The organism is Levilactobacillus senmaizukei DSM 21775 = NBRC 103853 (assembly GCF_001592085.1).
Taxonomy (GTDB): domain Bacteria; phylum Bacillota; class Bacilli; order Lactobacillales; family Lactobacillaceae; genus Levilactobacillus; species Levilactobacillus senmaizukei.
Genome location: NZ_BCWD01000002.1, coordinates 91,367 through 114,399, shown reverse-complemented (window position 1 = coordinate 114,399; position 23,033 = coordinate 91,367). Strand labels below are relative to the sequence as shown.

At 50.0% G+C, this 23,033-nt stretch carries 22 protein-coding genes; 15 read left to right on the top strand and 7 right to left on the bottom strand.

What is annotated here, in order from left to right; genetic code table 11:
• Positions 1 to 39: 39 nt before the first annotated feature.
• The gene (locus LSE01S_RS01310) at positions 40 to 1,413 is read left to right on the top strand and encodes a sugar porter family MFS transporter (RefSeq protein ID WP_061775825.1); all 1,374 of its coding nucleotides are present in this window, start codon (positions 40 to 42) and stop codon (positions 1,411 to 1,413) included.
• A gap of 187 nt (positions 1,414 to 1,600) precedes the next feature.
• Positions 1,601 to 2,983, top strand: coding sequence for a sugar porter family MFS transporter (locus tag LSE01S_RS01305; RefSeq protein ID WP_061775824.1), 1,383 nt, complete (start codon positions 1,601 to 1,603; stop codon positions 2,981 to 2,983).
• A gap of 8 nt (positions 2,984 to 2,991) precedes the next feature.
• Here the strand turns inward: LSE01S_RS01305 and LSE01S_RS10905 are convergent, their stop codons facing one another.
• Positions 2,992 to 3,138: a hypothetical protein gene (locus LSE01S_RS10905; RefSeq protein WP_156470442.1), complete on the bottom strand. Its 147-nt coding sequence runs from the start codon at positions 3,136 to 3,138 to the stop codon at positions 2,992 to 2,994.
• 1,030 nt (positions 3,139 to 4,168) lie between these two features.
• On the opposite strand from LSE01S_RS10905, the gene LSE01S_RS01300 reads away from it, so the two are divergent.
• Both LSE01S_RS01300 and LSE01S_RS01295 read left to right on the top strand, forming a co-directional pair.
• Positions 4,169 to 4,543: an iron chaperone gene (locus LSE01S_RS01300; RefSeq protein ID WP_061775823.1), complete on the top strand. Its 375-nt coding sequence runs from the start codon at positions 4,169 to 4,171 to the stop codon at positions 4,541 to 4,543.
• A gap of 24 nt (positions 4,544 to 4,567) precedes the next feature.
• On the top strand, positions 4,568 to 7,126 hold the full coding sequence (locus LSE01S_RS01295) for a YfhO family protein (protein ID WP_061775822.1): 2,559 nt from the start codon (positions 4,568 to 4,570) through the stop codon (positions 7,124 to 7,126).
• 61 nt (positions 7,127 to 7,187) lie between these two features.
• On the opposite strand, the gene LSE01S_RS01290 is transcribed toward LSE01S_RS01295, so the two are convergent.
• Positions 7,188 to 7,706 (bottom strand): universal stress protein, encoded by a 519-nt coding sequence (locus tag LSE01S_RS01290; protein WP_061775821.1) that lies wholly within the window; start codon positions 7,704 to 7,706, stop codon positions 7,188 to 7,190.
• A 24-nt stretch (positions 7,707 to 7,730) separates the two neighbouring features.
• Positions 7,731 to 8,240: a YbhB/YbcL family Raf kinase inhibitor-like protein gene (locus LSE01S_RS01285; RefSeq protein ID WP_061775820.1), complete on the bottom strand. Its 510-nt coding sequence runs from the start codon at positions 8,238 to 8,240 to the stop codon at positions 7,731 to 7,733.
• A 193-nt stretch (positions 8,241 to 8,433) separates the two neighbouring features.
• On the opposite strand from LSE01S_RS01285, the gene LSE01S_RS01280 reads away from it, so the two are divergent.
• On the top strand, positions 8,434 to 9,588 hold the full coding sequence (locus tag LSE01S_RS01280) for an ArgE/DapE family deacylase (RefSeq protein ID WP_061775819.1): 1,155 nt from the start codon (positions 8,434 to 8,436) through the stop codon (positions 9,586 to 9,588).
• 301 nt (positions 9,589 to 9,889) lie between these two features.
• Here the strand turns inward: LSE01S_RS01280 and LSE01S_RS11170 are convergent, their stop codons facing one another.
• Positions 9,890 to 10,015 carry a hypothetical protein gene (locus LSE01S_RS11170; RefSeq protein WP_268872576.1) on the bottom strand — a complete coding sequence of 42 codons (126 nt, stop codon included), beginning with the start codon at positions 10,013 to 10,015 and terminating at the stop codon, positions 9,890 to 9,892.
• 684 nt (positions 10,016 to 10,699) lie between these two features.
• On the opposite strand from LSE01S_RS11170, the gene LSE01S_RS01270 reads away from it, so the two are divergent.
• Positions 10,700 to 11,479: a potassium channel family protein gene (locus tag LSE01S_RS01270; protein WP_201782277.1), complete on the top strand. Its 780-nt coding sequence runs from the start codon at positions 10,700 to 10,702 to the stop codon at positions 11,477 to 11,479.
• A gap of 18 nt (positions 11,480 to 11,497) precedes the next feature.
• Here the strand turns inward: LSE01S_RS01270 and LSE01S_RS01265 are convergent, their stop codons facing one another.
• The gene (locus LSE01S_RS01265; RefSeq protein WP_061775816.1) at positions 11,498 to 12,103 is read right to left on the bottom strand and encodes a BatA domain-containing protein; all 606 of its coding nucleotides are present in this window, start codon (positions 12,101 to 12,103) and stop codon (positions 11,498 to 11,500) included.
• 205 nt (positions 12,104 to 12,308) lie between these two features.
• On the opposite strand from LSE01S_RS01265, the gene LSE01S_RS01260 reads away from it, so the two are divergent.
• Entirely contained in the window at positions 12,309 to 13,172 is an 864-nt protein-coding gene (locus tag LSE01S_RS01260; protein WP_061775815.1) for an aldo/keto reductase, read from the top strand.
• Here LSE01S_RS01260 and LSE01S_RS01255 read toward each other — a convergent pair whose 3' ends face one another.
• A complete protein-coding gene (locus LSE01S_RS01255; protein ID WP_235808284.1) occupies positions 13,173 to 13,571 on the bottom strand; it encodes a hypothetical protein in 399 nt (132 codons plus the stop codon).
• 500 nt (positions 13,572 to 14,071) lie between these two features.
• Here LSE01S_RS01255 and nhaC point away from each other — a divergent pair, with 500 nt between their 5' ends.
• The 8 genes from nhaC to LSE01S_RS01215 all read left to right on the top strand — a co-directional run bounded on the left by nhaC (position 14,072) and on the right by LSE01S_RS01215 (position 21,968).
• A complete protein-coding gene (gene nhaC, locus LSE01S_RS01250) occupies positions 14,072 to 15,517 on the top strand; it encodes a Na+/H+ antiporter NhaC (protein ID WP_061775813.1) in 1,446 nt (481 codons plus the stop codon).
• Positions 15,518 to 15,835: 318 nt separating this feature from the next.
• On the top strand, positions 15,836 to 17,413 hold the full coding sequence (locus LSE01S_RS01245) for an Nramp family divalent metal transporter (protein ID WP_061775812.1): 1,578 nt from the start codon (positions 15,836 to 15,838) through the stop codon (positions 17,411 to 17,413).
• A gap of 12 nt (positions 17,414 to 17,425) precedes the next feature.
• On the top strand, positions 17,426 to 17,857 hold the full coding sequence (locus LSE01S_RS01240; protein ID WP_061775811.1) for a universal stress protein: 432 nt from the start codon (positions 17,426 to 17,428) through the stop codon (positions 17,855 to 17,857).
• A 192-nt stretch (positions 17,858 to 18,049) separates the two neighbouring features.
• Positions 18,050 to 19,630, top strand: a complete 1,581-nt coding sequence (locus tag LSE01S_RS01235) for an Nramp family divalent metal transporter (protein WP_061775810.1) — start codon at positions 18,050 to 18,052, stop codon at positions 19,628 to 19,630.
• Between the two features lie 2 nt (positions 19,631 to 19,632).
• Complete coding sequence (locus LSE01S_RS01230; RefSeq protein WP_061775809.1) at positions 19,633 to 20,064, top strand: universal stress protein; 432 nt, start codon at positions 19,633 to 19,635, stop codon at positions 20,062 to 20,064.
• Between the two features lie 367 nt (positions 20,065 to 20,431).
• Positions 20,432 to 20,851: a hypothetical protein gene (locus LSE01S_RS01225; protein WP_061775808.1), complete on the top strand. Its 420-nt coding sequence runs from the start codon at positions 20,432 to 20,434 to the stop codon at positions 20,849 to 20,851.
• 171 nt (positions 20,852 to 21,022) lie between these two features.
• Entirely contained in the window at positions 21,023 to 21,481 is a 459-nt protein-coding gene (locus tag LSE01S_RS01220) for a hypothetical protein (protein ID WP_061775807.1), read from the top strand.
• Positions 21,482 to 21,515: 34 nt separating this feature from the next.
• On the top strand, positions 21,516 to 21,968 hold the full coding sequence (locus LSE01S_RS01215) for a hypothetical protein (protein ID WP_061775806.1): 453 nt from the start codon (positions 21,516 to 21,518) through the stop codon (positions 21,966 to 21,968).
• Between the two features lie 75 nt (positions 21,969 to 22,043).
• On the opposite strand, the gene LSE01S_RS01210 is transcribed toward LSE01S_RS01215, so the two are convergent.
• Positions 22,044 to 23,030, bottom strand: coding sequence for a GMP reductase (locus LSE01S_RS01210; protein WP_061775805.1), 987 nt, complete (start codon positions 23,028 to 23,030; stop codon positions 22,044 to 22,046).
• Positions 23,031 to 23,033: the final 3 nt, after the last annotated feature.

Below are 23,033 nucleotides of genomic sequence, written 5' to 3'. Positions count from 1 at the left end.
TTTATTTTTACGGCGTAGGCCGCATAAGGAGCGAAAAATATGCGAAAAGTTTCAACCGGATTTGTTTACTTTTTCGGGGCATTAGGTGGCTTACTCTTCGGTTACGATACCGGGGTCATCTCAGGTGCCATTCTATTTATTCAAAAGCAAATGCACTTGGGCCCTTGGCAACAAGGTTGGGTCGTTAGTGCCGTCTTGTTGGGTGCCATCTTAGGGGCCGCCATCATTGGGCCATCGTCTGACCGCTATGGCCGGCGGAAACTCTTATTACTATCAGCCATTATTTTCTTCGTTGGGGCCTTAGGCTCCGGGCTGGCACCTGAGTTTTGGACACTGATTATCTCCCGGGTCGTCCTGGGGATGGCCGTTGGGGCAGCGTCCGCGTTAATCCCAACCTACTTGGCAGAATTGTCACCCGCCGACAAGCGGGGGACGGTCTCCAGTCTGTTCCAGCTGATGGTGATGACGGGGATTCTGTTAGCCTACATCACTAACTACGCTTGGGCTGACATGTTCCACGGCTGGCGTCTGATGTTAGGATTCGCGGCTGTGCCTGCCGCATTACTGTTCTTCGGGGGATTAATCTTACCCGAAAGTCCACGGTTCTTGGTCAAGAGTGGTCGAGTTGACGATGCTCGCCAAGTCTTAGACACCATGAACAAGCACGATACTAAGGCGGTTAACGCCGAATTAACCCAGATTCAAGAACAGGCTAAGATGAAGAGTGGCGGCTGGACCGAACTCTTTGGTAAGATGGTGCGCCCTTCATTGGTTATCGGGATTGGCTTAGCTATTTTCCAACAAGTCATGGGTTGTAACACGGTGCTCTACTACGCACCAACCATTTTTACCGACGTTGGTTTCGGGGTCAATGCGGCCCTGTTAGCCCATATCGGGATTGGGATCTTTAACGTGATTGTGACGGCCATTGCCGTGGCCATCATGGATAAGATCGACCGGAAGAAGATGTTAAACATCGGTGCCGTTGGGATGGGGATTTCCCTGTTCGTTATGAGTATCGGGATGAAGTTCTCCGGCGGCTCACACGTTGCGGCCATTATCTCCGTGATTGCCTTAACCATCTACATTGCGTTCTTCTCTGCCACTTGGGGACCCGTGATGTGGGTTATGATTGGGGAAGTCTTCCCATTGAACATTCGAGGCTTAGGGAACTCCTTTGCCAGTGTGATCAACTGGACGGCTAACATGGTCGTTTCCTTAACCTTCCCAGCACTGTTGAACTTCTTCGGGACTGGTAGTCTGTTCATCGGTTACGGGGTGCTCTGCTTCGCCTCCATCTGGTTCGTTCAGAAGAAAGTCTTCGAAACGCGGAACCGTTCACTGGAAGAAATCGAAGCAACGTTACGGGAAAAGGCCGGCGATACGGCTTCAGACCTGAGTGCTGCTGAATAATCAAATAACTTGGAATACACCGCCGGGCATGGCGGTGTATTTTTTTGCGGAAAACGCTTCCAAAAAATAAATGTAAGTGCTATCATAATAAGCATAGTTGGTTGAGGCAATCAACTAACTAAAGAAACGCCAACTTACATTGAACCAAAATCTACGGCGATGAACCGTCAAAGGAAGTAAAAAGACTATGCATAAAGTTTCAACCGGATTCGTTTACTTCTTCGGCGCCCTTGGGGGACTCCTCTTTGGGTATGATACCGGGGTAATCTCAGGAGCCATTTTGTTTATTCAGAAGCAAATGCACTTGGGTCCTTGGGAACAAGGCTGGGTCGTTAGTGCCGTCCTGCTGGGTGCCATCTTGGGTGCCGCTATTATCGGGCCATCGTCTGACCGTTATGGTCGGCGGAAGCTTCTACTTCTCTCTGCTATTATTTTCTTTATTGGTGCTTTGGGGTCGGCGTTCTCGCCAGAGTTCTGGACACTGATTATCTCACGAGTTATCTTGGGTGCTGCCGTGGGGGCTGCCTCCGCCTTAATTCCAACGTACCTAGCTGAACTCGCGCCCGCCGACAAACGGGGTACGGTCTCCAGCCTGTTCCAACTGATGGTGATGACCGGGATTCTGTTGGCCTACATTACCAACTTAACTTTCTCCGGTATGTATACCGGTTGGCGCTGGATGTTAGGGTTCGCTGCGCTACCGGCAGCCCTATTATTCCTGGGTGGGTTAATTCTACCAGAGAGCCCACGGTTCTTAGCCAAGAGTGGCCACATGGATCAAGCACGGGCAGTGCTCGAAACCATGAATAAACATGACGAAGTTGCCGTAAACAAAGAAATTACCGAAATCGAAGCCTCTGCTAAAATTGTTAGTGGTGGCTGGAATGAATTATTCAGTAAGATGGTTCATCCTTCATTAGTTATTGGGGTTGGTCTTGCCATCTTCCAACAGGTAATGGGTTGTAACACGGTGCTCTACTACGCACCCACCATTTTCACCGATGTCGGTTTCGGGGTGCATGCCGCTCTGTTAGCGCATATCGGGATTGGGGTCTTCAACGTGGTGGTTACCGCGGTTGCCGTGGCCATCATGGATAAATTCGACCGGAAAAAGATGTTGAATATCGGGGCCGTCGGCATGGGAATTTCCCTATTTGTGATGAGCCTTGGCATGAAGTTCTCCGGGGGTTCCCACGTGGCCGCGATCGTTTCCGTAATCGCCTTAACCATCTACATTGCTTTCTTCTCCGCAACTTGGGGTCCGGTGATGTGGGTTATGATTGGGGAAGTCTTCCCACTCAATATTCGGGGCTTAGGGAACTCCTTCGCCAGTGTGATTAACTGGACGGCGAACATGATTGTTTCCTTAACCTTCCCATACCTGCTGGACTACTTTGGTACTGGTAGTTTGTTCATCGGTTACGGGGTGCTCTGCTTCGTTTCTATCTGGTTCGTTCAAAAGAAGGTCTTCGAAACTCGCGGCCGCTCTTTGGAAGATATCGAAGCGACGTTACGGACTAAGGCCGGTGAAGATGCCGATGACTTAGTTGTTACCGAAAAAGTTAATTAAACGATTCATCAAGGCCGTTCCTGTGAGGACGGTCTTTTTGTTTGGCTAGCGTTAGCTAGGGCCTGAGCAGCCGCCGCAATGCTCGGTGAACCGAAGCCCACTAGCAACAGTGACATCCAGACGTAGCTGTACAGTCGATCAGACATTGGTCGCATGATAATGCCTCCTCTTTCTCTGTTATTCACTGTAGCCAACTTATGTAGTCATTTGATGTTGATCTCGTAAAGGTTTAGTTTTGGTTTTGGTTGGGGGGTGGTTGGGGTTGGTCAGCCTACGGCTGGCAGGTGCTGCGTCCCATGAGGCAGCACCTGAAGCCTGAGGAGCGGTCTTCAGGGCGCCAGGTAGCCTCAAAGACCCGAGTCTATCTGGACGGCCAGTCTTCTAAGTCCGGCAGGCCCGGCCGACCTAAGAAGACCACCACGGGACTCCGCACCTGCCTTCCTTCGGCTTCTGATCCAGTGCTAAAAACTGGTAAGTCCTGCGTTCCATAAGGCCGACCTGAAGCCTAGGAAGCGGTCTTCAGGTCGGCAGGCTTAGATGATGATCACGGAACTCCGGGTTTACCAGTCTCCGACTTCTATTTGACATGAGACGGTGACGGGTTTTATGACTTTGGTTGTGGTGGAACTTGTCTAAGGAGATCGTCATTTTTGATGGATTCGAGCCCGAAAGTAGGCTGTCGCGGTGGGCATTTATTTATTTAAAATAATGAGTTGCTATCAAGGGGGATCGATGAGGTCTGAGTTTCATTTTTGGTGTGTGAGATAGAGACGGTTTCGGTGATTGTTGTTTCGAGTCTTGGTATCGTGGCCGTTGATTCTTGTTGGTCTCGATTTTCACCAGTCTAAGCCGTGAGGGCGGACCTACAAGTGCTCAGCTGTGAAATTTATCTTGGCAGAGAGAATTTCTCGGCCTAGATAAAGACCGAGCTAGGAGACTTGTGGGTTTCAAGGCTCCTAGTCGTGTCCACAGCGTTCCAGCGCTTGTAGGGCCAACCGGTAAGGCGCCAAGGAATGCCGTCGGCATTCAAATACTGAAATAAGAATCAGAACAAGAATCAGAACAAGAATCAAAACAGAAAGCTTAAGGACTGAATAAGTTCCGTAACTGAGAATGATTTCGCCACTATCGCAGGGAGTGAATGGTACAATTAGAGGCATATCAAAACGATTGCGAGGTGGCAGCATGATTGCCGATTTTGAAAAATTTATTGATCAGGTTGAAGACCCAGAACACCAACAGCGAGTGCGCGACGTGCTGGAGTGGGTTCAGACCACCTTTCCACAGTTGGAACAACGTTACGCCTGGAACCAGCCAATGTTTACGGACCACGGGACCTTTATCATTGGGTTTAGCGTGGCGAAGACGCATATGGCCTTTGCACCAGAGGGAACAGTCATGGAAGCCTTTGCTACCGATATTCAAGCGGACCATTATAATCCTGGAAAAAAGTTTGGCCGAATCAAGTGGAGTCAACCTGTCGACTATGATTTACTGAAGCGGATTATCGAATTTAATATTGCCGATAAGGCTGATTGCACGACGTTCTGGCGAAAGTAGGGGAATTTTCAAGGGGAGAGAGCCATGCGACAGCAAGAACTACGGCGCCATCATTGGCGATATCCTGTCGGAGCGGGATTAATCGCGTTAGTGATGGTCGCTGGTTTGTTTGCCATTCGGGGGATCACCCCGTTTGGTGATCATAATTTATTAATTGGGGACTTAGGGGTTCAATATATCCCCTTCTTCACGGACTTCGTGCGCCTAGTACGGGGCCACGGCACTAGTTTATTTAACTTTCATCAGGCACTCGGCGGTAGCTGGATGCCAATTATTTCGTATTACCTGATGAGCCCGTTCAATAGCCTCTTGTTTCTGGTGCATAGCAGCCAGATTCCAGTGATGGTGGCGGTTATCATTATGTTGAAGATCGCGACCATGGCGGGAACCATGACCGTTTATCTTCAGAGTCATTGGCAATTTCATCACGCCTTTGTCATGGTTTTCGGCCTCGCCTATGCCTTTTGTGGCTTTGTGACCGTGAACTTCTTTAATGTCATGTGGTTGGATGCCCTGATCTGGTTACCGTCGGTTGCCTGGGGACTCGATAATTTTGTGGCTACCAGACGGGATGGGGCCTATTTCGGTTGGCTTTTCGTTGCCGTCTTAACCGATTATTATTTGGGTTACATGACCTGCTTGTTTGTGATGGGCTATTTCGTCTACCTGATGTTGGGAACCAAGCTGAAGGGGCAAACGATACGGGAATGGTGGGTCCAGGAGCGCGGACTCATCGGCCGGTTCATCGTAACCTCCCTGTTGAGTGTGGGGAGCACGCTGGCGCTGTTGTTGCCAACAATCTTGAATATGTTAACGACGGCTAAGGCCCATCCGGGGTCGGCTGCCTTCTCACTATTTCCGACCTTTGGATTGGAGTTCTTTCGGCAGTTCAGCCTGGGAACCACAGACTTTTCACAACGGATTGACCATGCGCCGGCACTATATGTGTCATCACTGGTGATCCTATTAGCCATAGCCTACTTTGGTCTGAAGTCTGTCACTCGCTGGGATAAGGTCCGCGCCACCTTGTTGTTATTGTTCCTGTTTCTGGGAATGTGGTTACGTGGTTTCAACACGTTCTGGCATATGATGGCGTTGCCAGCCGGTTACCCCTTTCGAAATAGTTTCTTCTTCAGCTTTGTCCTGATCATGTTGGCGGCGGGAGCCTGGCAACATGACATCCGTCAACTCACTGCTGCCTGGCGGTGGCTACCGCTGTTATTGGCCGGCCTCATGGTCGGGGGGACCCTGATGATTGCGCCAATGCAGACGTGGACGCAGTCGGCCTACTATGCCAGTTTGGAGCCAATCAGTCGGCGGGCCTTATTGGCCAGTGTGGGGCTGCTGCTCGTGACGGCAGTTGTACTCTGGCACGGGCCCAAGTATCGCGGCTTGCTGGCTCTGCTGGTCGTTGGCGAGTTGGTGGCCAACTTTGGGTTGGCACTAAACGGTATCGAATTTGGTCATCAACGCGCGTATGCCCAAGCGGCTGCCGCGGCGGCTAAACGTTTGGCACCCCTAACCCAACGGCAGTCGCTGTCCCGGATTCGTAACGAGGCGCCCACGGTTGCCGCGGGATTTACCGGCCATTATAATCCTTACAACGATAGTGTTTGGATGGGGTACAACGGAACCGGGGCTTACAGTTCGACCATGACGGCCACCACGGTGACCCTATCACGGCAACTTGGCCTGTTTTCGCGGAATCTTCGGCGGGTCAGTACCGCCGGTTTCTCACCGGTTTCGGAGTTATTATTTGGTATCCGAGACAAGGTCCGGCCCTCCGGAACAATTGATCGGGTAGCTACATACAGTGGCATGGGATTTGCGGTGCCGGATAGGTTGATTCGAGTTCGTTACGGGACGGATGCCATTGCTAACCAGGAGGCCACGCTGCAGGCACTGCGGCCGCGTCATCGGCCATATTTTTACGATGCCAAAACGATCAGCGTCAAGACCTGGGATAACTGGCGGTCGGTTGATCAACTGGCCGTATTCAAATACCATCATCGGTGGACCATGACGGCCCAGGCTACAGGGCATCTGTACTGGTTTGACCAGTCTGGTACCAGCAAGTATTCTTCCATGCGGGTCAATGGACAGCATGTTCATCCTGAGTATTTTGCGGATGGTCGTCCCGTCCTGCTGGATCTGGGGACCTTTACCAAGGGCCAGCCGGTCACCGTGACCTTTGCCAGCTGGGATGAAGGTATCCGGGCTATCCACATTGCAACCCTCCCGGCGGCGGGGATCACCGCCATTCATCGCCAGCTACGAGCGACCGCACTTGATTTGACCCAGCAGCACACGGTGCCAACCAGTTATCAGGGTCAGTTGGTCAATCAGACCGACCAGCGCTGGGCTTACTTGAGTCTGCCAACCGAGACGGGGTGGCACATTACCGTGAATGGTCAATTGGTACCAACTAAGACTGTTTTAACGGGTCTGACGGCCGTGCCCATTCGTTCTGGGATCAACGACATTCAGGTTCAATACCGCGTCCCTGGTGGCCGATTAGGCGTCATCGTAGCGTTGGTCTGTTTCCTGAGCTATCTCGACCTGTGGCACTTTCGCCGACTATAAATGAGTAAATTAAAACGGGTGTCCGGATCACGTAAATTCACGTGGTTCGGACACCCGTTTGTTATTCGGTTAACTTAGGTTGATCTTGGTTCTTGTCCAGGATTTGTTTAGCATTAATCGGTTGACCATCTTCAGTTGTACGGACAACGAAGACATCAATATCGGCCATACGACTGACGTAGGCGGTCACGGACCCTTCAACCATCCGGGCTACGGCGCTCATCCCGGTAGCACCGAGAACGATAAAGTCGTTGTGGTGGTCGCGAACAAACTCGTGGGCAATAACCGTCTTGGGATTGCCGAACCGGACGTGAATGTCGAAGTCCTTGAAGCCGGTAGCGGCGGACGTGGTGTCGACCAATGAGGTCAGGTAGTCCGTGGCATCCGTGGCCAATTCATGAATCACGTTGCCGGGCATTGACCCACTGGCGTAGAAGCCATAGTGGTTAATCCGTAAGACACTGAGCAGATCGATGTGCGCACCGCTCTGTTGGGCGACGGTGACGGCCTTCTTTAGGGCCAGTTCCGCTTGAACGGAGCCGTCCACGGGAACTAAGATTCGCTGATATTTCTGTTCCATAATTAACCTTCTTTGTCTGGGAGTTTAGACGCGGCCCTTTAAAGTTAGCGTGGCTTGGTCTAAGACGTGCCCGTTGATTTGGTGACGGAGGTCATTGAGCCAGAATCCGTCGGCTAAGGCGAGCTGAGTGTCCAACGCATAGACGACCAGTTCGTAGTCGTGGTCCTCGTTGGGTGGGAAGGGTCCCGTATAGTTTTGAATGATGGCGGGGTCGGTGTTGCCGACTAGGTGACCGCCGTTACTGTTACGGCCGTGGACGTGGGGGATGGCATTGGTCCGGGACACGTCGGCGGGAATTTCGCGGGTGGCGCCAGGAAAATTGGCGGCGACCCAGTGAATCCAAGGGAAACCACTGACTGGCACAGCATCAAAGTCGATCACATAGAGTGCGAAGCTTTGGGTGCCTGCAGGAATATCACTGAGGCTAATTGGAAAAGATTGGACGGGTTGGCCCTTATAAACGGCGGCCCCCGTTGCGTGCTTGCTGTATTCGTCTGCTAAATAACCTTGTACGGTTGGGACTTCAAGTCGCATGTAAACCCTCCTAACGAATGAGTACTAAGTTCATTATACCGCATCCGCTCCACCACCCCTCAATATTCATTAATAATGTATAAAAATACGAATAAGTCGATTAAATGTAATATACTTACAGAAAATGGTTGATTTCCGGTAATAGAAGCGTATGCTTAGAAACAATTAGTTCACTTCAGAAAGGATGACCCAGATGACCCCACAAGCTAAGATTAGTATTTTGCAGCATTTGATTCAGATTCCTTCAGTTAACGACCACGAGACGGACGTTGCCGATTATATTGCCAGCCTCTTTGCGCCGTATCCCGACGCCAAGGTTGAAAAAGTACCTTTCGCTAAGCACCGTGACAATTTGGTGGTGACGATTGGTCATGCAGACGGTCCGCAAATCGGTCTCTGTGGGCACATGGACGTCGTCGATCCTGGGGATGTCAGCGCCTGGAGCCAAGATCCCTTTGCCGGCGAGATTGTCGGCGACCAACTATTTGGCCGGGGGGCTTCCGACATGAAGAGTGGTCTGGGGGCCATCGTCATTACAATGCTGGAGTTCTTGGAGCAGCAGACGCCATTGAAAGGGAGCATTCGGCTTCTGGCGACCGTTGGGGAAGAAACCGGTGAGTACGGGGCCGCTAAACTAACCGATGAAGGCTATGCCGACCAGTTGGCTGGGTTGATTATCGCGGAACCCAGTGGTCTGGATAATGTGGTGTACACGGCTCGTGGTGTGATTGACTATAAGATTATTTCAACCGGGAAGGCCAGTCACAGTGCGCAACCTGAGAAGGGCGTTAATGCCATCGACAATCTGATGAAATTTTATAATGCGGTCGGTCCTATTATGGCTAAGCACGACCAGACCGATCCAGTATTGGGTAGCCTGCTACATAATGTGGATTTGATCTCCGGTGGGGAACAGATTAACTCGATTCCGGCCCAGGCCGAATTGATGGCCAACATGCGGACGATCCCGGCCTATCCTAACCAGGTCATTTATGACGAGTTAGAAGCATTGGTAGCTAAGCTAAATGCAGAGCCAGACGTGCAATTGGACCTGAGTTACAGCTACCCAGAAGAAGCCATTCCGGGTGATCCGGATGCACCGTTGGTTCAGTTGGCAAAGCAGATAAGTGATGAGATCTGTGGGCACGATACTAAAATTGTGGGTTCTGGTGGCGCGAACGATGGTGCCGAGTTCCTGCGGGCCAAGGCTGACTTTACTAGCATCGAAATCGGGCCCGGCAGCAATACCTCGCATCAGGTGGACGAATACATTTCCATTAAGGAATATCTCCAGGCAGTTGAAGTTTACAAGGCCCTGGTACCAGCATTCTTTGATTCTTTAGACTAATGGTTTGTGAGTTATTGGTCGCCTACGGCGGCCAGGAAGGCAGCCTACCGTGGGGACGTTCCAGCCTGAGAAGCCGGGCTTCCGACTCGACTTGGAGCCACGAAAGGACCGTGTCTTCAAGGTCGCCCGTGGTGTAAACTGGGCCAGAACGCCAGTCAACACCACCTTCACGGTTGACTACCTCCCTGACCTTCTCCGGCTACGATTATGTTTTGTTATCTTGGCTGGATATTGATGATACCAGGCTGCGGATTTATTTAGATTAGACGTGGTGGTTGCCGTTAACGGCCAGGGAGGCAATCTACCGTTGGGATGCTCCAGCCTGAGAAGCGGGCTTTCGACTCGACTTGAAGCTGCGACAAGCCTGCGTCTCAAAGGTCGCCCGTGGCGTAAACTGGCCCAAAACGCCAGTCAACACCACCTTCACGGCTAGCTACCTCCCTGGCCTTCTCTGGCTAACGGTATGTACGGTTATCCTGATTAGGTATTGACCACCAATGTTGGTAACCTTTTTTATTGAGATGAAAGTTTTTTTGCAGGGTGTTTCGATTGGATTTGGTGAATAAGTAAAGAGGCCTGCTGATCCATATGGATTGGCAGGCCTCTTTACTTTGGTCTTGGGGGATTTAATTGTTGGCGCGACTGGTTGTCTAATATCCATTAATAGCAGCTATACCGGACAAAGTGGCATCTCGATCTACTAGATGGTTAGGTAGATGGATTCAGACGGTGTTGGATTTTCACCGATCTAAGCCGTGAGGGCGGCCGGTAGGTGGCTCAGCCATGAAATTATTCTTAGCTTGGGTGGTTTTCCCAAGGTTAGAATAAGACCAGTCTTTGAGACCGCTCTTTGGCTCAAAGCTGTGTCCGTGGCGTTCCGGCCACCTACCGGCCAACCGGTAAGGCGCCAGAACGACCGCAGGTCGTTCCACTATCCTTGTGACCTCACGGTCCCAGTAAATCAACTGATGGAGCCCAGCAATCATTAAGGTGCCAAATATTAAGATTCTGGATAGAATGGGGTCAAACTGTTAAAAAATATTAACGGAAGCTGGTATTTTTAATAAAACGGCTTATATTTAAGAGTAATTAGCTAGAGGGGGAAGGGGAAATCATGGCCAAGCATCGAGTAAAGAAGTCCTTGATTGCTTATCATGTCATCGTGACTGTCCTGACGTTTTGGTCGGTCGGTAACGTGTTACTGATGCTTTTGAAGTTCGGCGACTATCACGTGGAATCTGTCATCAATAACGGGTTGTTGGTCGTGTTTGCCTTAGATTATTTGTGGCGGTTACTTCGCACGCACGATCGTAAGATATTCTTGATTCAATCAACCTTTGACCTCTTGGGAATTATTCCCATGCATCCGGTCTTTGCTTTCTTCCGACTTGGACGGTTGGTCCGGTTAATTCGGTTCCACCATCTTTTTTGGAAGATGCGGATCGCTGGCAAATGGACGCAAATCTATCATCGGTTTATCTATAAGACCGGTTTTATTTACCTGTTCTCAATTAGTGTCGCCATTATTGTTCTGAGTGCGTTTTTGTTCTCCGTTTCGGAAAAACAAACGTTGGGTAACTCCCTGTGGTGGGCGATTACCACGGCAACCACCGTGGGGTACGGGGATGAAACGCCCCACACCGCTTTTGGTAAAATTGTGGCGAGCTTCCTAATGGTTGGCGGGATCGGTTTTATTGGTTTGTTAACCAGTACGATTACCGGTTTTATCACGAAACGAGCGGCGCAGTCTTCGGCGGCCGAGGAGAGTCAAGAGAAGGATGAACTTCCAATCTTGATGGCCAAGATCGATACGTTAACGGGGAAGGTCGATGACCTGCAAACGAAGTTGGATGCTTTGGAAAAACCAAGCCATAAAAAAACGAAGCCCTAATTGGACTTCGTTGACTGACTAATGCACAAACTGTAAATTGTAATTCCCTTGGCCATCGGAAGTGATGGTGTAGGTGGTATAACCGGCTTGCAACCAGGAATTTTTCGACGCTTGCGCCCAGTTCTGGGCATCGGCTACGGAAGAGAACGTGTGCGTCGTTGAGAATTGATCATCATCCGAATCCTTCTTCTTCGAGGAACTCGAGGCGGAAGCAGAGGGTTTAGTTGTCGCCTGATCGAGGAGTTTTTGTTCCCGCGATTGGACGGCACTATTTGATTCAGCATTGATGATGTTCTGCAGCTTTTGTTTCTGCGTAACCGTAATGCCGTGATCGTTGTATTGCTCGTATTTATCTTGAAAGCGCTCGTAGGCGGATTGCTCCGAGGCCGATGAGTCTTTAGCAGCAATCGAGGAACTATTGCTGGAAGAAGCCGCGGTGTTTGAGGCGGCATTGTTATGATGGTTGATGGCTAAAACCAGCAGGACTGCGATAGCCAGGGTTAAGAGCGTCAAAATCCAAGGCCACCAGCGCCGCGGCTTTTTAGGCCGTTGGCGGGTCGCTTGATCGTTGCCCTGATTGAAGTTATACCGTTGTACGCGTGATTTTGGTTCTTGGTTATTCAACTGAAAAACCTCCATGTCCAGAAACGGTGTGAAAAAACAAGCTTGCCGTTAACACGACAAACTACCACACCCTCCATAATACCGCAAAACCCCTATAGAAAACAATGATCAGCCAATTTTCATCAATTTCGGTACTTTCATTTCACGAAAATCGCCAGCGTATTGTATGATGGAAAGGGATTAAAGTTAGAAGGGTGGTTTTATTTTGCATAATGATATTCCAGATTTACCATTAAATAATGGCAATCGGATTCCTCAATTGGGTCTGGGTGTGTTCCAAGTCGACAATGCTAAAGACACCAAGGATTCCATCAAGTGGGCATTGGCCGCTGGGTACCGCCACATCGACACCGCCGCTTATTACGGCAATGAGCAGTGGGTGGGTGAAGCTATCCGCGAGAGCGACGTTAAGCGCGAGGATGTTTTCGTGACGTCTAAGCTTTGGAATAGCGTTCGGGGTTACGACGAGACCAAGCAGGCCTTCCAAGAGTCCTTAGACCGCTTAGGTTTTGACTATCTCGACATGTTCCTGATCCACTGGCCAGCACCAGGTTACCTGGAAAGTTGGCGGGCCATGGAAGACCTGTATAAGGAAGGCAAGATTAAGAATATCGGGGTTTCCAACTTCAATCAGAAGCAGATGGACGATATTCTGGCAAATGGCACGATTAAGCCGGTCGTTGACCAAATCGAAACGCATCCCTACTTACAACAAGATGAGATGCACGCCTACCTCGAAAGCAAGGGAATCTTGCATGAAGCCTGGAGTCCACTGGGCGGTGGGAGCAATAATGCTCTGACCGATCCCGTGATCAGCGAATTAGCTGCGGCCCACGATGTTAGCGCGGCCCAAATCATCTTGCGGTGGCACGTTCAACGCGAAGAAATCGTGATTCCTAAATCGATTCACGAGGCCCGCGTTCAACAAAACCGCGACATCTTTGCCTTTGGCTTAGATGAGGATGAGATGAAGGCCATCGCCGATCTCGACGCCGGCAAACGGGTGGGTCCTGACCCAGACGATGCCGCCTGGTTAAAGCAATCCCAAAGTTACTCGGGTCGTAAATAATTATTGAAATGGTGGGATATTGGCCTGTTGCGCCTGGTCAATCAACTGTTCAGTGAGTTGATTGGTGACGCTAATGGGAATCCCGATGAAGGGGCTCAAGAGATTCGGCCGATCAGGGTCGGGAACGTCTTGGGTGTCCTTTAAATTTGGTACTAATGAAGCTAGGTCTGCCTTGTGTAGGTCTAGCTTTTTTGCGTAGTAGATGACCACGCGATAGCTAATGTTTTTGAAGTAGAAGTAATAGCACAGCCCAGCAACCGCCACGACCCAGAAGATGGTCCATTGGAGGCCGATGCGCGCGGGGTTCAAAAAGCCAATGACCACCGCCGCCAGGATAAAGACCACGTAGATAGCGACGCTGATCACCGCCCAGCGATGTTTAGTCGTCAAGCCTGGCACCTCATTTCTTAGTTAGGATGTTCCTAGTGTACGGGGTTCGCCGACCGGATTCAAGCCGTCACTGAGAAAATGTCAAAATTTTTTTGGCGGCCGATCGATCGCGACGGTAAGGTCATTGCGGGGGATCATCCGGACTAATCCAAAAATAATATTTAGATTAGAGGTTGACGAGTTTTTCTCATCATGCTATTATCAAAGGCAATCGAATAACGAACGCTAATTTCCATTACCAAGTAGCGTGTCATCTGTGCGTAAGAGAGTCGGTGGTTGCTGCGAACCGATCAGGATGATTACGACGAAATACAGTGGAATGTCCTGGTACGCCAGGCGGAAAATGACTAGAGCCGTTACCTTCTAGAGAGTGGAATTGCTGGGTCTAGAACCAGTGATTCAAGTTGGGTGGTACCACGGTTGAGTCTAATCGTCCCTGTTGCATAGTTGCAGCGGGGACGATTTTTTTATTACATAAATTAGCAGAGATTATAAGAGGAGCGATTAGAATGAAAGAACAATCAGAGAAGAAAACCTGGCAGCCAGTCAAATTTGGCGAAGCCCTAGCGATTTTGTTAATCATGTTATTGGTCATGGGAACCGGTGTTATCAAATTTGGCCTTTCGCCAACCACACCAGTCCTGTTAGTCATCGCCTTAGTCATTCTATGGTCCAAGGTTCGGGGAGCCGACTGGGATACCATTCACGATGGTATCATCGATGGGATTAAGACCGGAATTATTCCCATCTTTATCTTCCTGTTAATCGGGGCACTCATCAGTGTCTGGATTGCCGCTGGGATTATTCCTTCCATGATGGTCTTCGGGTTCCACCTGATTTCCGCTCAATGGTTCGTGCCGTCCGTCTTCTTAGTTTGTGCCATCATCGGTACGTCCATTGGGAGTGCCTTCACCATCATCTCCACGATTGGGATTGCCCTCTTCGGGATGGGAACCACGATGGGTTTCAACCCGGCCTTAGTTGCCGGGGCCATCATCTCCGGAGCCATCTTTGGTGATAAGACTTCACCACTTTCCGACTCGACTAACCTGGCCTCAGCTATTGCCGAATCCGAATTATTTGCCCACATCAAGAACCTCATGTGGTCGACGATTCCCGCTTTCGTTGTTTCCTTAGCGCTCTACTTCTTCTTGGGGACTGGCACTTCCGATGCCAATGCCTTAAACAAAATTAATTCCACGGTGGCAACGTTAAACGGTCACTTCACCATCACTTGGTGGGCTGCCTTACCAATCGTCATCATGTTCGTCTGTGCCTGGCGGAAGATTCCAGCCATCGCCACGTTATTGTTAAACGTTGGGTTAGGGATTGTCATGATTTTCATCGAAAAGCCTTCAACGGCGTTGAGTAGCGTTGCCACGATGATCGAATCCGGTTTCGTTTCCAAGACCGGTAATGCCAGTGTCGATGCTTTGTTAACGCGTGGTGGGATTAGCGCCATGATGTCTACAGTTTCTCTAATCATCCTGACCCTGACCTTAGGGGGCCTGTTGATGAAGTTCAACATCATCCAAACGGCCATGGTGCCATTGGCCAAGCGCCTTCACAGTAATGGGTCGGTTGTGACCGCCGCCATTCTCGCTGGAATTGGCGTGAACGTCTTCGTTGGGGAACAGTACCTCTCCGTTATCTTACCTGGGAAAGCCTTCAAGCAAACCTTTAACGACCGTGGCTTAGACAACTTGGCCTTGAGCCGGGTCCTGGAAGATGGTGGGACCGTGATCAACTACTTGGTTCCTTGGGGCGTTGCAGCCGTCTTTGCTGCTAACACCTTGGGCGTCTCCACGTTGTCCTACCTGCCATTCTGCTTCTTCAGCTTACTGTCCCCGATCTTCTCCATCCTCAGTGGATTCACTGGTGTTGGGTTGAAGCGGTTGCCCGCTGCTGATGACCAGAATGCCACTGCTGCCACGATGGCTGCCGATGGTCGGTAGATTCATTAGGAATAAATAAATATTTGAAACAATTTCAAGTTCGATTCGATCAGCTGAAAGCTAGTCGGACCGGGATTTTTTGTCGTTATTAAAGTTAATCAGCATTCTGATAAAAGTTATACTTGCCTAAAAAAGTGTTTACCTTACTTGAAAGTTGCGTTACCCTGAGAGGTGTTGGCGGACGTGTGGTTGGTCCACGACAGTCGCGACGGCTTCCAATCGGGGGATTGGTTTAGCCGAAGGGCCATTCATGAACGCTTAAGGAGGAACCATTCGTAACAGAAACGATATCTGAAAGAAAAGGGAGGGCTTTTTACCATGAGTGATTCGGTAAAGAAGCATAAGTTAATCGAGTACGCTAACGGTCCATCGTTGGGAGAAATCAACGGGACCGTTAAAGTACCAAAAAATATGGGATTTTGGAAAACCTTGTTCGCCTATTCTGGGCCTGGTGCTTTAGTTGCAGTGGGATACATGGATCCCGGTAATTGGTCAACATCCATTACCGGTGGGCAAAACTTCCAGTACCTACTGATGTCTGTCATCTTGATCTCAAGTTTGATTGCGATGTTGTTGCAATACATGGCGGCTAAACTTGGTATCGTGAGTCAGATGGATTTGGCTCAAGCCATTCGGGCGCGGACCAGTAAGACGCTCGGTGTGATTCTATGGATTTTAACGGAATTTGCCATTATGGCGACCGACATCGCCGAAGTCATTGGGGCGGCGATTGCCCTGTATCTATTATTCAATATTCCGCTGGTCATTGCGGTTTTCATTACGGTCTTTGATGTCTTGCTATTATTATTATTAACCAAGATTGGTTTCCGTAAGATTGAGGCCATCGTGGTTTGCCTGATCCTGGTCATTTTGTTTGTCTTCGTCTATCAAGTGGCACTGTCAAACCCTGATTGGGGTGGCGTTGTCCGCGGGTTAATCCCAACGGGCAAGACCTTCTCAAGCAGTGTCAAGGTTGGCGGCATGACCCCCATGAGTGGGGCCTTAGGGATTATTGGGGCAACGGTTATGCCACATAACCTCTACCTGCACTCCGCTATTTCTCAAACCCGGGCCATTGATCACAATGATGAAGAAGATGTCGCCCGGACGGTGAAATTTGCCGGCTTGGATTCCAACATCCAATTGACGTTTGCCTTCTTTGTGAACGCCTTACTCCTCATCATGGGGGTGGCCGTCTTCAAGACGGGGGCCGTTAAGGATCCGTCATTCTTCGGCCTGTTCCATGCGTTGTCAGATACGGCAACCATGAGCAATGGTTTACTGAGTAGTGTGGCTCGTACCGGGATTCTTTCCACGTTGTTTGCCGTTGCCTTGTTGGCATCAGGACAAAATTCCACGATTACCGGGACCTTAACCGGACAGGTCATCATGGAAGGCTTCGTCCACATGCGGATGCCGCTCTGGTTACGGCGATTAGTGACCCGATTAATTTCCGTGGTGCCCGTTCTCATCTGTGTCATGATGACCAGCGGCAAGAGCGCCGTTGATGAACACGTGGCGCTGAATGATCTGATGAACAACTCACAAGTCTTCTTGGCCTTCGCCTTACCGTTCTCGATGTTACCGTTGTTAATGATGACGGATAGTCGGGCCGAAATGGGTGACCGGTTCAAAAACTCGCTATGGTTGAAGATTCTGGGCTGGATTTCCGTTGTCGGCCTGACGGTCCTCAACATGGAAAGCCTACCCGATGCCATTAAGGGCTTCTTCGGGGATGGCATTACGCCAGCTCAAGCAGACTTGTCCAACTGGATTGCCTATGCCTTGATTGTGGCCGTTCTAGCCTTATTGGTTTGGACGTGTGTAGAACTCTACCACGGAAATCAACGGTTGGCTAAGGAACAAGCTGCGAAGCAAGCAGCACTCACGGAATAGGGGGAATCAACCATGACAACAACGTTCAAACGAATCTTAGTGGGAGTCGACGACTCGGCGGATGCTTTATTGGCGTTCGATTATGCCATTCATCAAGCGATGAAGGATGACGCTGAGTTGATCATCGTGTCGGTCTTGGAAAATGACGACATGAACATCTACCAAGCCCTAAGCAGCGATTATATTCACGGGGAACGCGGCGACTTGGAAAAACACGTTCAAAAATATCGGCAACAAGCGGTCGATGCCGGTGTGGCCAAGGTTCGGGCAATGATTGCCGAGGGAGAACCCGGGGAAACCATCGTGAAGGATGTCATTCCGCACGTGGAACCTGACTTATTGGTCATTGGGTCGCTGGCCAAGAAGGGTGTTAGTCGCCACTTCGGTAGCCAAGCCGCCTACATGGCCAAGTACGCCCCCATTTCGGTGATGGTCGTGCGGTAAGAGTCTGAAAATTAAATGAGTTATCGTAGCCGGTTGCGACGCTAAATGCGTTTGGACCGGCTTTTGTGTGTTCAAATGAACGCCAGCAATTGTCCCGACGCGATTGACTAGGCAAATGTTCCCAGGTCGTTCAACGATGAGCGTAGACTAACGGCATGGCCGGAAGTATGGTCAGAAGGGGGAGTGTGCTCGATGGAAAAAGGGAAGGAAAAGAAGCACAAGCTGATTCAGTATGCCAATGGTCGTTCTTTGGCCGAAATTAACGGGACGGTGAAGGTTCCCAAGGATCTTGGATTTTGGAAAACCTTGTTTGCCTACTCGGGACCGGGTGCGTTGATTGCGGTGGGGTATATGGATCCGGGGAATTGGTCAACTTCGATAACGGGGGGCCAAAACTTCCAGTACCTGTTGATGTCTGTTATCTTAATGTCAAGTTTGATCGCGATGCTACTACAGTACATGGCGGCTAAACTTGGCATCGTGAGTCAGATGGACTTGGCTCAAGCCATTCGGGCGCGAACAAGTAAGGCACTGGGAGTTGTGTTGTGGATCTTGACGGAATTTGCCATCATGGCCACGGATATTGCCGAAGTGATTGGGGCGGCGATTGCCCTATACCTGTTGTTCGATATTCCGCTGGTCATTGCCGTATTCATCACGGTCTTTGACGTTCTGTTGCTCCTGTTACTGACGAAGGTCGGCTTTCGTAAAATTGAGGCCTTGGTCGTTTGTCTCATCATGGTCATTCTATTTGTTTTCGTCTACCAGGTGGCCCTATCGAATCCGGACTGGGGTGGCGTCGTCAAGGGGTTGATCCCCACGGCGGCAACTTTCTCAACTGGAAAAAAGGTCGGCGGTATGACGGCCCTGGATGGATCGCTGGGGATTATTGGCGCGACCGTCATGCCGCATAACCTCTACCTACATTCCGCCATTTCGCAGACGCGATCGGTTGACCATAATGACGAAGAAGATGTGGCGCGGACGGTGAAGTTTGCCGGTTTGGATTCCAACATTCAATTGACCTTTGCCTTCTTCGTCAATGCGCTCTTGTTAATCATGGGGGTGGCTGTCTTCAAGACCGGCGCCGTTAAGGACCCATCGTTCTTTGGGTTATTCCACGCGCTGTCGGATACGACGACCATGAGTAATGGTGTTCTGAGTAGCGTGGCACGGACGGGGATTCTGTCCACGTTGTTTGCCGTGGCCTTACTGGCCTCCGGGCAAAACTCGACGATTACCGGGACCTTGTCCGGACAAGTCATTATGGAAGGCTTCGTTCACATGCGGATGCCATTGTGGCTACGTCGATTGGTGACCCGACTCCTGTCCGTGATTCCCGTCTTAATCTGTGTCATGCTGACGAGTGGGAAGAGTGTGGTGGACGAGCACGTGGCCTTGAATGATTTGATGAATAACTCGCAAGTCTTTCTAGCCTTTGCCCTGCCATTTTCAATGTTGCCATTGTTGATGATGACCGATAGTCAGGTTGAAATGGGCGATCGCTTCAAGAATTCGTGGTGGCTGAAGATTCTGGGCTGGTTCTCGGTGATTAGCCTTACTGCGTTAAATATGGAAGGGATGCCGGGGCAAGTCGAAGGATTCTTTGGGGATACCCTCACCGCCGGTCAAAAGACGCTGGCCGACGGGATTGCCTATGGCTTAATTGCGATTGTGTTGGCGTTGCTGACCTGGACCGTGGTGGAATTGCATCGTGGGAATAAGGCCTATGCGGCAGCGCAAGCGGCGAAGAATGAACAACAGGAGGAATAGGGATGCCAACAACTTTTAAACGGATTTTAGTCGGGGTTGATGACTCGGCGGATGCGCTCTTAGCATTTGACTACGCGATTCATCAGGCTAAACGTGACCATTCGGAATTGGTGATTGTTTCCGTTTTGGAAAATGACGATATGAATGTCTATCAAGCGTTGGACCGGGACTTTGTCCATGGGGAATACACGGACCTGGAGAATCACGTCAAGAAGTATCAAAAACAAGCGGAGGATGCCGGCGTGGAAAATGTTCGCATGATGATTGCGGAGGGCGAACCCGGCGAAACCATCGTGAAGGAAGTTATTCCGGATGTGAAGCCAGATATCTTGATCGTGGGTTCACTGGCCAAGAAGGGCGTCCGGCGTCACTTCGGTAGTCAAGCTGCCTACATGGCCAAGTATGCCCCGATCTCGGTGATGGTTGTGCGGTGAAAGATTTAGGGCCGAGGTCAAAGACTTAGACAGTGGCACCTGCGCCGTACTGCGGGTGCCCTTGGGCCGGAACGCGGTGGGCATGACTTAGAGCCAAAGAGCGGTCTCTAAGCTCAGCCTTTGCCTAAGCCAAACGACACCGCTGGGCCCAGGCACCCGCCGGACTCAAGTTAAACTGGATTAGAAACCACCCGTCAATCTTTGGATTGGCGGGTGATTTAGTATCTCACTACTTTGGCCGTTTAATCGTTTTGTACTTAGATCCCGGTCGATACTGGATAATTAAGCTGATTGATGGTCGATTCCTTGACCAATTCCTAAGGACTCGCGGTATACTGAAGACAGTTCAGGGTGGGAGGAAAGTCAGATGAAGTGGATTAAGTGGTTAACGGTTGCGGTAGTTACCTTAGGGGTTGCCGGTGGGGCCATTGTTCCGGCTAACGCCAGTTCGACGACGGTGCCCAAGTCAATCCGTGGGACCTATTACAGTTATGGTCATCTCGATGCCAAAATGAAGATCTCTGCGCATAAAGTGACGTTGAAGCTGAAAGGGACGAAGCCCTTCGTCCTGACGTCTAAGGCGAAGCATCAGGCTAAACGTATTCGGTATAAAAAAGTTGGAAAATATTTCAAACTTGCCAAGGGGAGTTACTTTCCTAGTGACAAGCTGCGTCTCGTCAAAGTAACCGTTGATGGTGAAAAATACCATGTCCTACGGAATTATACGGGTAAATATGAATGGGATTATATCAAGGGGACTAAGCTGAATTGGGGACTTTTGGATTAGTGATGGTCGATAGAGGCCTGTCTCGACGCTTGCTGGGGCAGGCCTTTGGTGTCTGATCGAGGTAGTCAGTTTTGGCGGACAATGATTTACCTATTTCATAATTAAATAACTAGTTTCATTTCGGCGAAATCGCAGTATACTTAGAATAATTCAGGTAAGGAGGAGATTCATGTGAAACTTGTTAAGTTATTGGCTGTCGCCACTGTGTCATTAGGGGTAGTAGGGGCTTCGGTGGTTCCGGCATCTGCCAGCGCGACGACGGTTCCCAAGAAGTTACGGGGTACATATTATGCCTACCAAGGTTACAATTCATGGGATAAATTGAAAATTTCTAAGCACTCGGCCTACATTAAAATTGGTTCGGACAAGGCGTTCAAACTGACCACCAAGGCCAAGAGCAAGGCACATCGCTTATCCTACAAGAACTATAAGTCGATGCATCGGTTCTTCTTAAACTCCAAGATTAAAGTATTGGCCGACAGTCCATTTCCAGCCGGAGGGATGCAATTAGCCTCGCGCAAGATTGGCAAGAAGCACTACAAGGTGATTCGCGGTTACCAAAGCGCTACCAAGTGGGACTTTATTAAGGGCAAGAAGGTTAAGCACATTTACCGGACTCACTTAAACTAGTTGATTTGATCATTTAGATTAGGAGGAGAGTCATTTGAAGTTAATGAAATTGTTGGCAGTTTCTGCCATTTCTTTGGGCGTTATGGGCGCCACAGTTGTTCCAGCATCCGCTAGTGCGACGACCATGCCAAAGTCGATTCGTGGGAATTTTTATGCCTATCAAGGCCATCATAAGTGGACGAAGTTGAGTATCTCGGCCCATAAGGCTTCGATAAAGTATCCTGGGGAAAAGATCTTTAAACTGACTCCGAAAGCTAAGAATAAGGCTCATCGTTTGTCCTATAAGAAGTCGAATGGCTTTTTTACATTGAATTCAAAAAATAAAAATGCTGCTAGCAGTCTATTCCCAGAAGGAGACATGAAGTTGGCTTCCCGAAAGATTGGTAAGAAGCATTATAAGGTTATTCGCGGTTATCAAGGTGGATATCGTTTTGACTTCATTAAAGGTAAAAAGGTTGCCCATTATTACTCGCATATTGCTGATTAGATTAGAACGCTGGCCATTTGGTCAGCGTTTTTTTACGCAAAAAAACACCCGCCAATCTGGTGGGTGTCGTTGATTCTAGTAGTTATCACCGTTCATGATGGAGCTCTTCACAATCACGTAATCGACGGTCCGAATGTCCAAGAGGTTTCGGCCACCAGCGTAAGAGATTGAGGATTGGAGATCTTCTTGCATGGCGTTCAGTGTTTGGGAAATGTCGCCCCGGTAAGGGACCAACATCTGCTTGCCTTCTACGTTACGGTAGGCACCCTTTTGCTTTTCCGAGGCGGAACCCCAGTATTGCTTGAAAGTGCGGCCGTCAATGGTCAACAGGTTACCAGGTGACTGTTCGTGGCCGGCTAACATTGAACCAACCATGACCATGCTGGCACCGAAGCGAACGGACTTGGCGATGTCACCGTTGTAGCGAATCCCACCGTCGGCGATGATTGGCTTACGAGCAGCCTTGGCACAGAGCCGGAGGGCGGCGAGTTGCCAACCACCGGTACCGAAACCGGTCTTTAGCTTGGTGATGCAAGCCTTACCGGGACCAATGCCGACCTTGGTGGCATCGGCACTCGCGTTTTCTAATTCACGGACGGCTTCTGGAGTACCGACGTTACCGGCGATAATGAAGCTATTTGGTAATTTCTCTTTGATATGATGAATCATCTGGATCACGGCATCACTATGACCGTGGGCAATATCGATGGTGATATAGTCCGGAGTCAGGTTGGCCGCGGCTAATTCATCGATGAAGGCGTGTTCGTCTTCCTTTACGCCGACACTGATGGAGGCAAACAAGGACTGCGCTTGCATCCGTTCGATAAAGCCGCGGCGATCGGCAGGTTGGAACCGGTGCATCACGTAGAAATAGTCATTTTTAGCTAGCCAAACGGCCAGAGGTTCGTTAATGACGGTTTCCATATTGGCTGGTACCACCGGAATTTTAAACCGGTGGGGGCCAAATTCGATGCTGGTATCGGCTTCACTCCGGCTTTCGATAATGCATTTGTTGGGAATGAGTTGGATATCTTCATAGTCAAATACTTCAGCTGGATGCAATGT

Bases quoted from the DNA above. Each gene is read 5' to 3' on its own strand.
- LSE01S_RS01310 (WP_061775825.1), top strand. From the start codon at position 40: ATGCGAAAAGTTTCAACCGGATTTGTTTACTTTTTCGGGGCATTAGGT.
- LSE01S_RS01305 (WP_061775824.1), top strand. From the start codon at position 1,601: ATGCATAAAGTTTCAACCGGATTCGTTTACTTCTTCGGCGCCCTTGGG.
- LSE01S_RS10905 (WP_156470442.1), bottom strand. From the start codon at position 3,138: ATGCGACCAATGTCTGATCGACTGTACAGCTACGTCTGGATGTCACTG.
- LSE01S_RS01300 (WP_061775823.1), top strand. From the start codon at position 4,169: ATGATTGCCGATTTTGAAAAATTTATTGATCAGGTTGAAGACCCAGAA.
- LSE01S_RS01295 (WP_061775822.1), top strand. From the start codon at position 4,568: ATGCGACAGCAAGAACTACGGCGCCATCATTGGCGATATCCTGTCGGA.
- LSE01S_RS01290 (WP_061775821.1), bottom strand. From the start codon at position 7,706: ATGGAACAGAAATATCAGCGAATCTTAGTTCCCGTGGACGGCTCCGTT.
- LSE01S_RS01285 (WP_061775820.1), bottom strand. From the start codon at position 8,240: ATGCGACTTGAAGTCCCAACCGTACAAGGTTATTTAGCAGACGAATAC.
- LSE01S_RS01280 (WP_061775819.1), top strand. From the start codon at position 8,434: ATGACCCCACAAGCTAAGATTAGTATTTTGCAGCATTTGATTCAGATT.
- nhaC (WP_061775813.1), top strand. From the start codon at position 14,072: ATGAAAGAACAATCAGAGAAGAAAACCTGGCAGCCAGTCAAATTTGGC.
- LSE01S_RS01245 (WP_061775812.1), top strand. From the start codon at position 15,836: ATGAGTGATTCGGTAAAGAAGCATAAGTTAATCGAGTACGCTAACGGT.
- LSE01S_RS01240 (WP_061775811.1), top strand. From the start codon at position 17,426: ATGACAACAACGTTCAAACGAATCTTAGTGGGAGTCGACGACTCGGCG.
- LSE01S_RS01235 (WP_061775810.1), top strand. From the start codon at position 18,050: ATGGAAAAAGGGAAGGAAAAGAAGCACAAGCTGATTCAGTATGCCAAT.
- LSE01S_RS01230 (WP_061775809.1), top strand. From the start codon at position 19,633: ATGCCAACAACTTTTAAACGGATTTTAGTCGGGGTTGATGACTCGGCG.
- LSE01S_RS01225 (WP_061775808.1), top strand. From the start codon at position 20,432: ATGAAGTGGATTAAGTGGTTAACGGTTGCGGTAGTTACCTTAGGGGTT.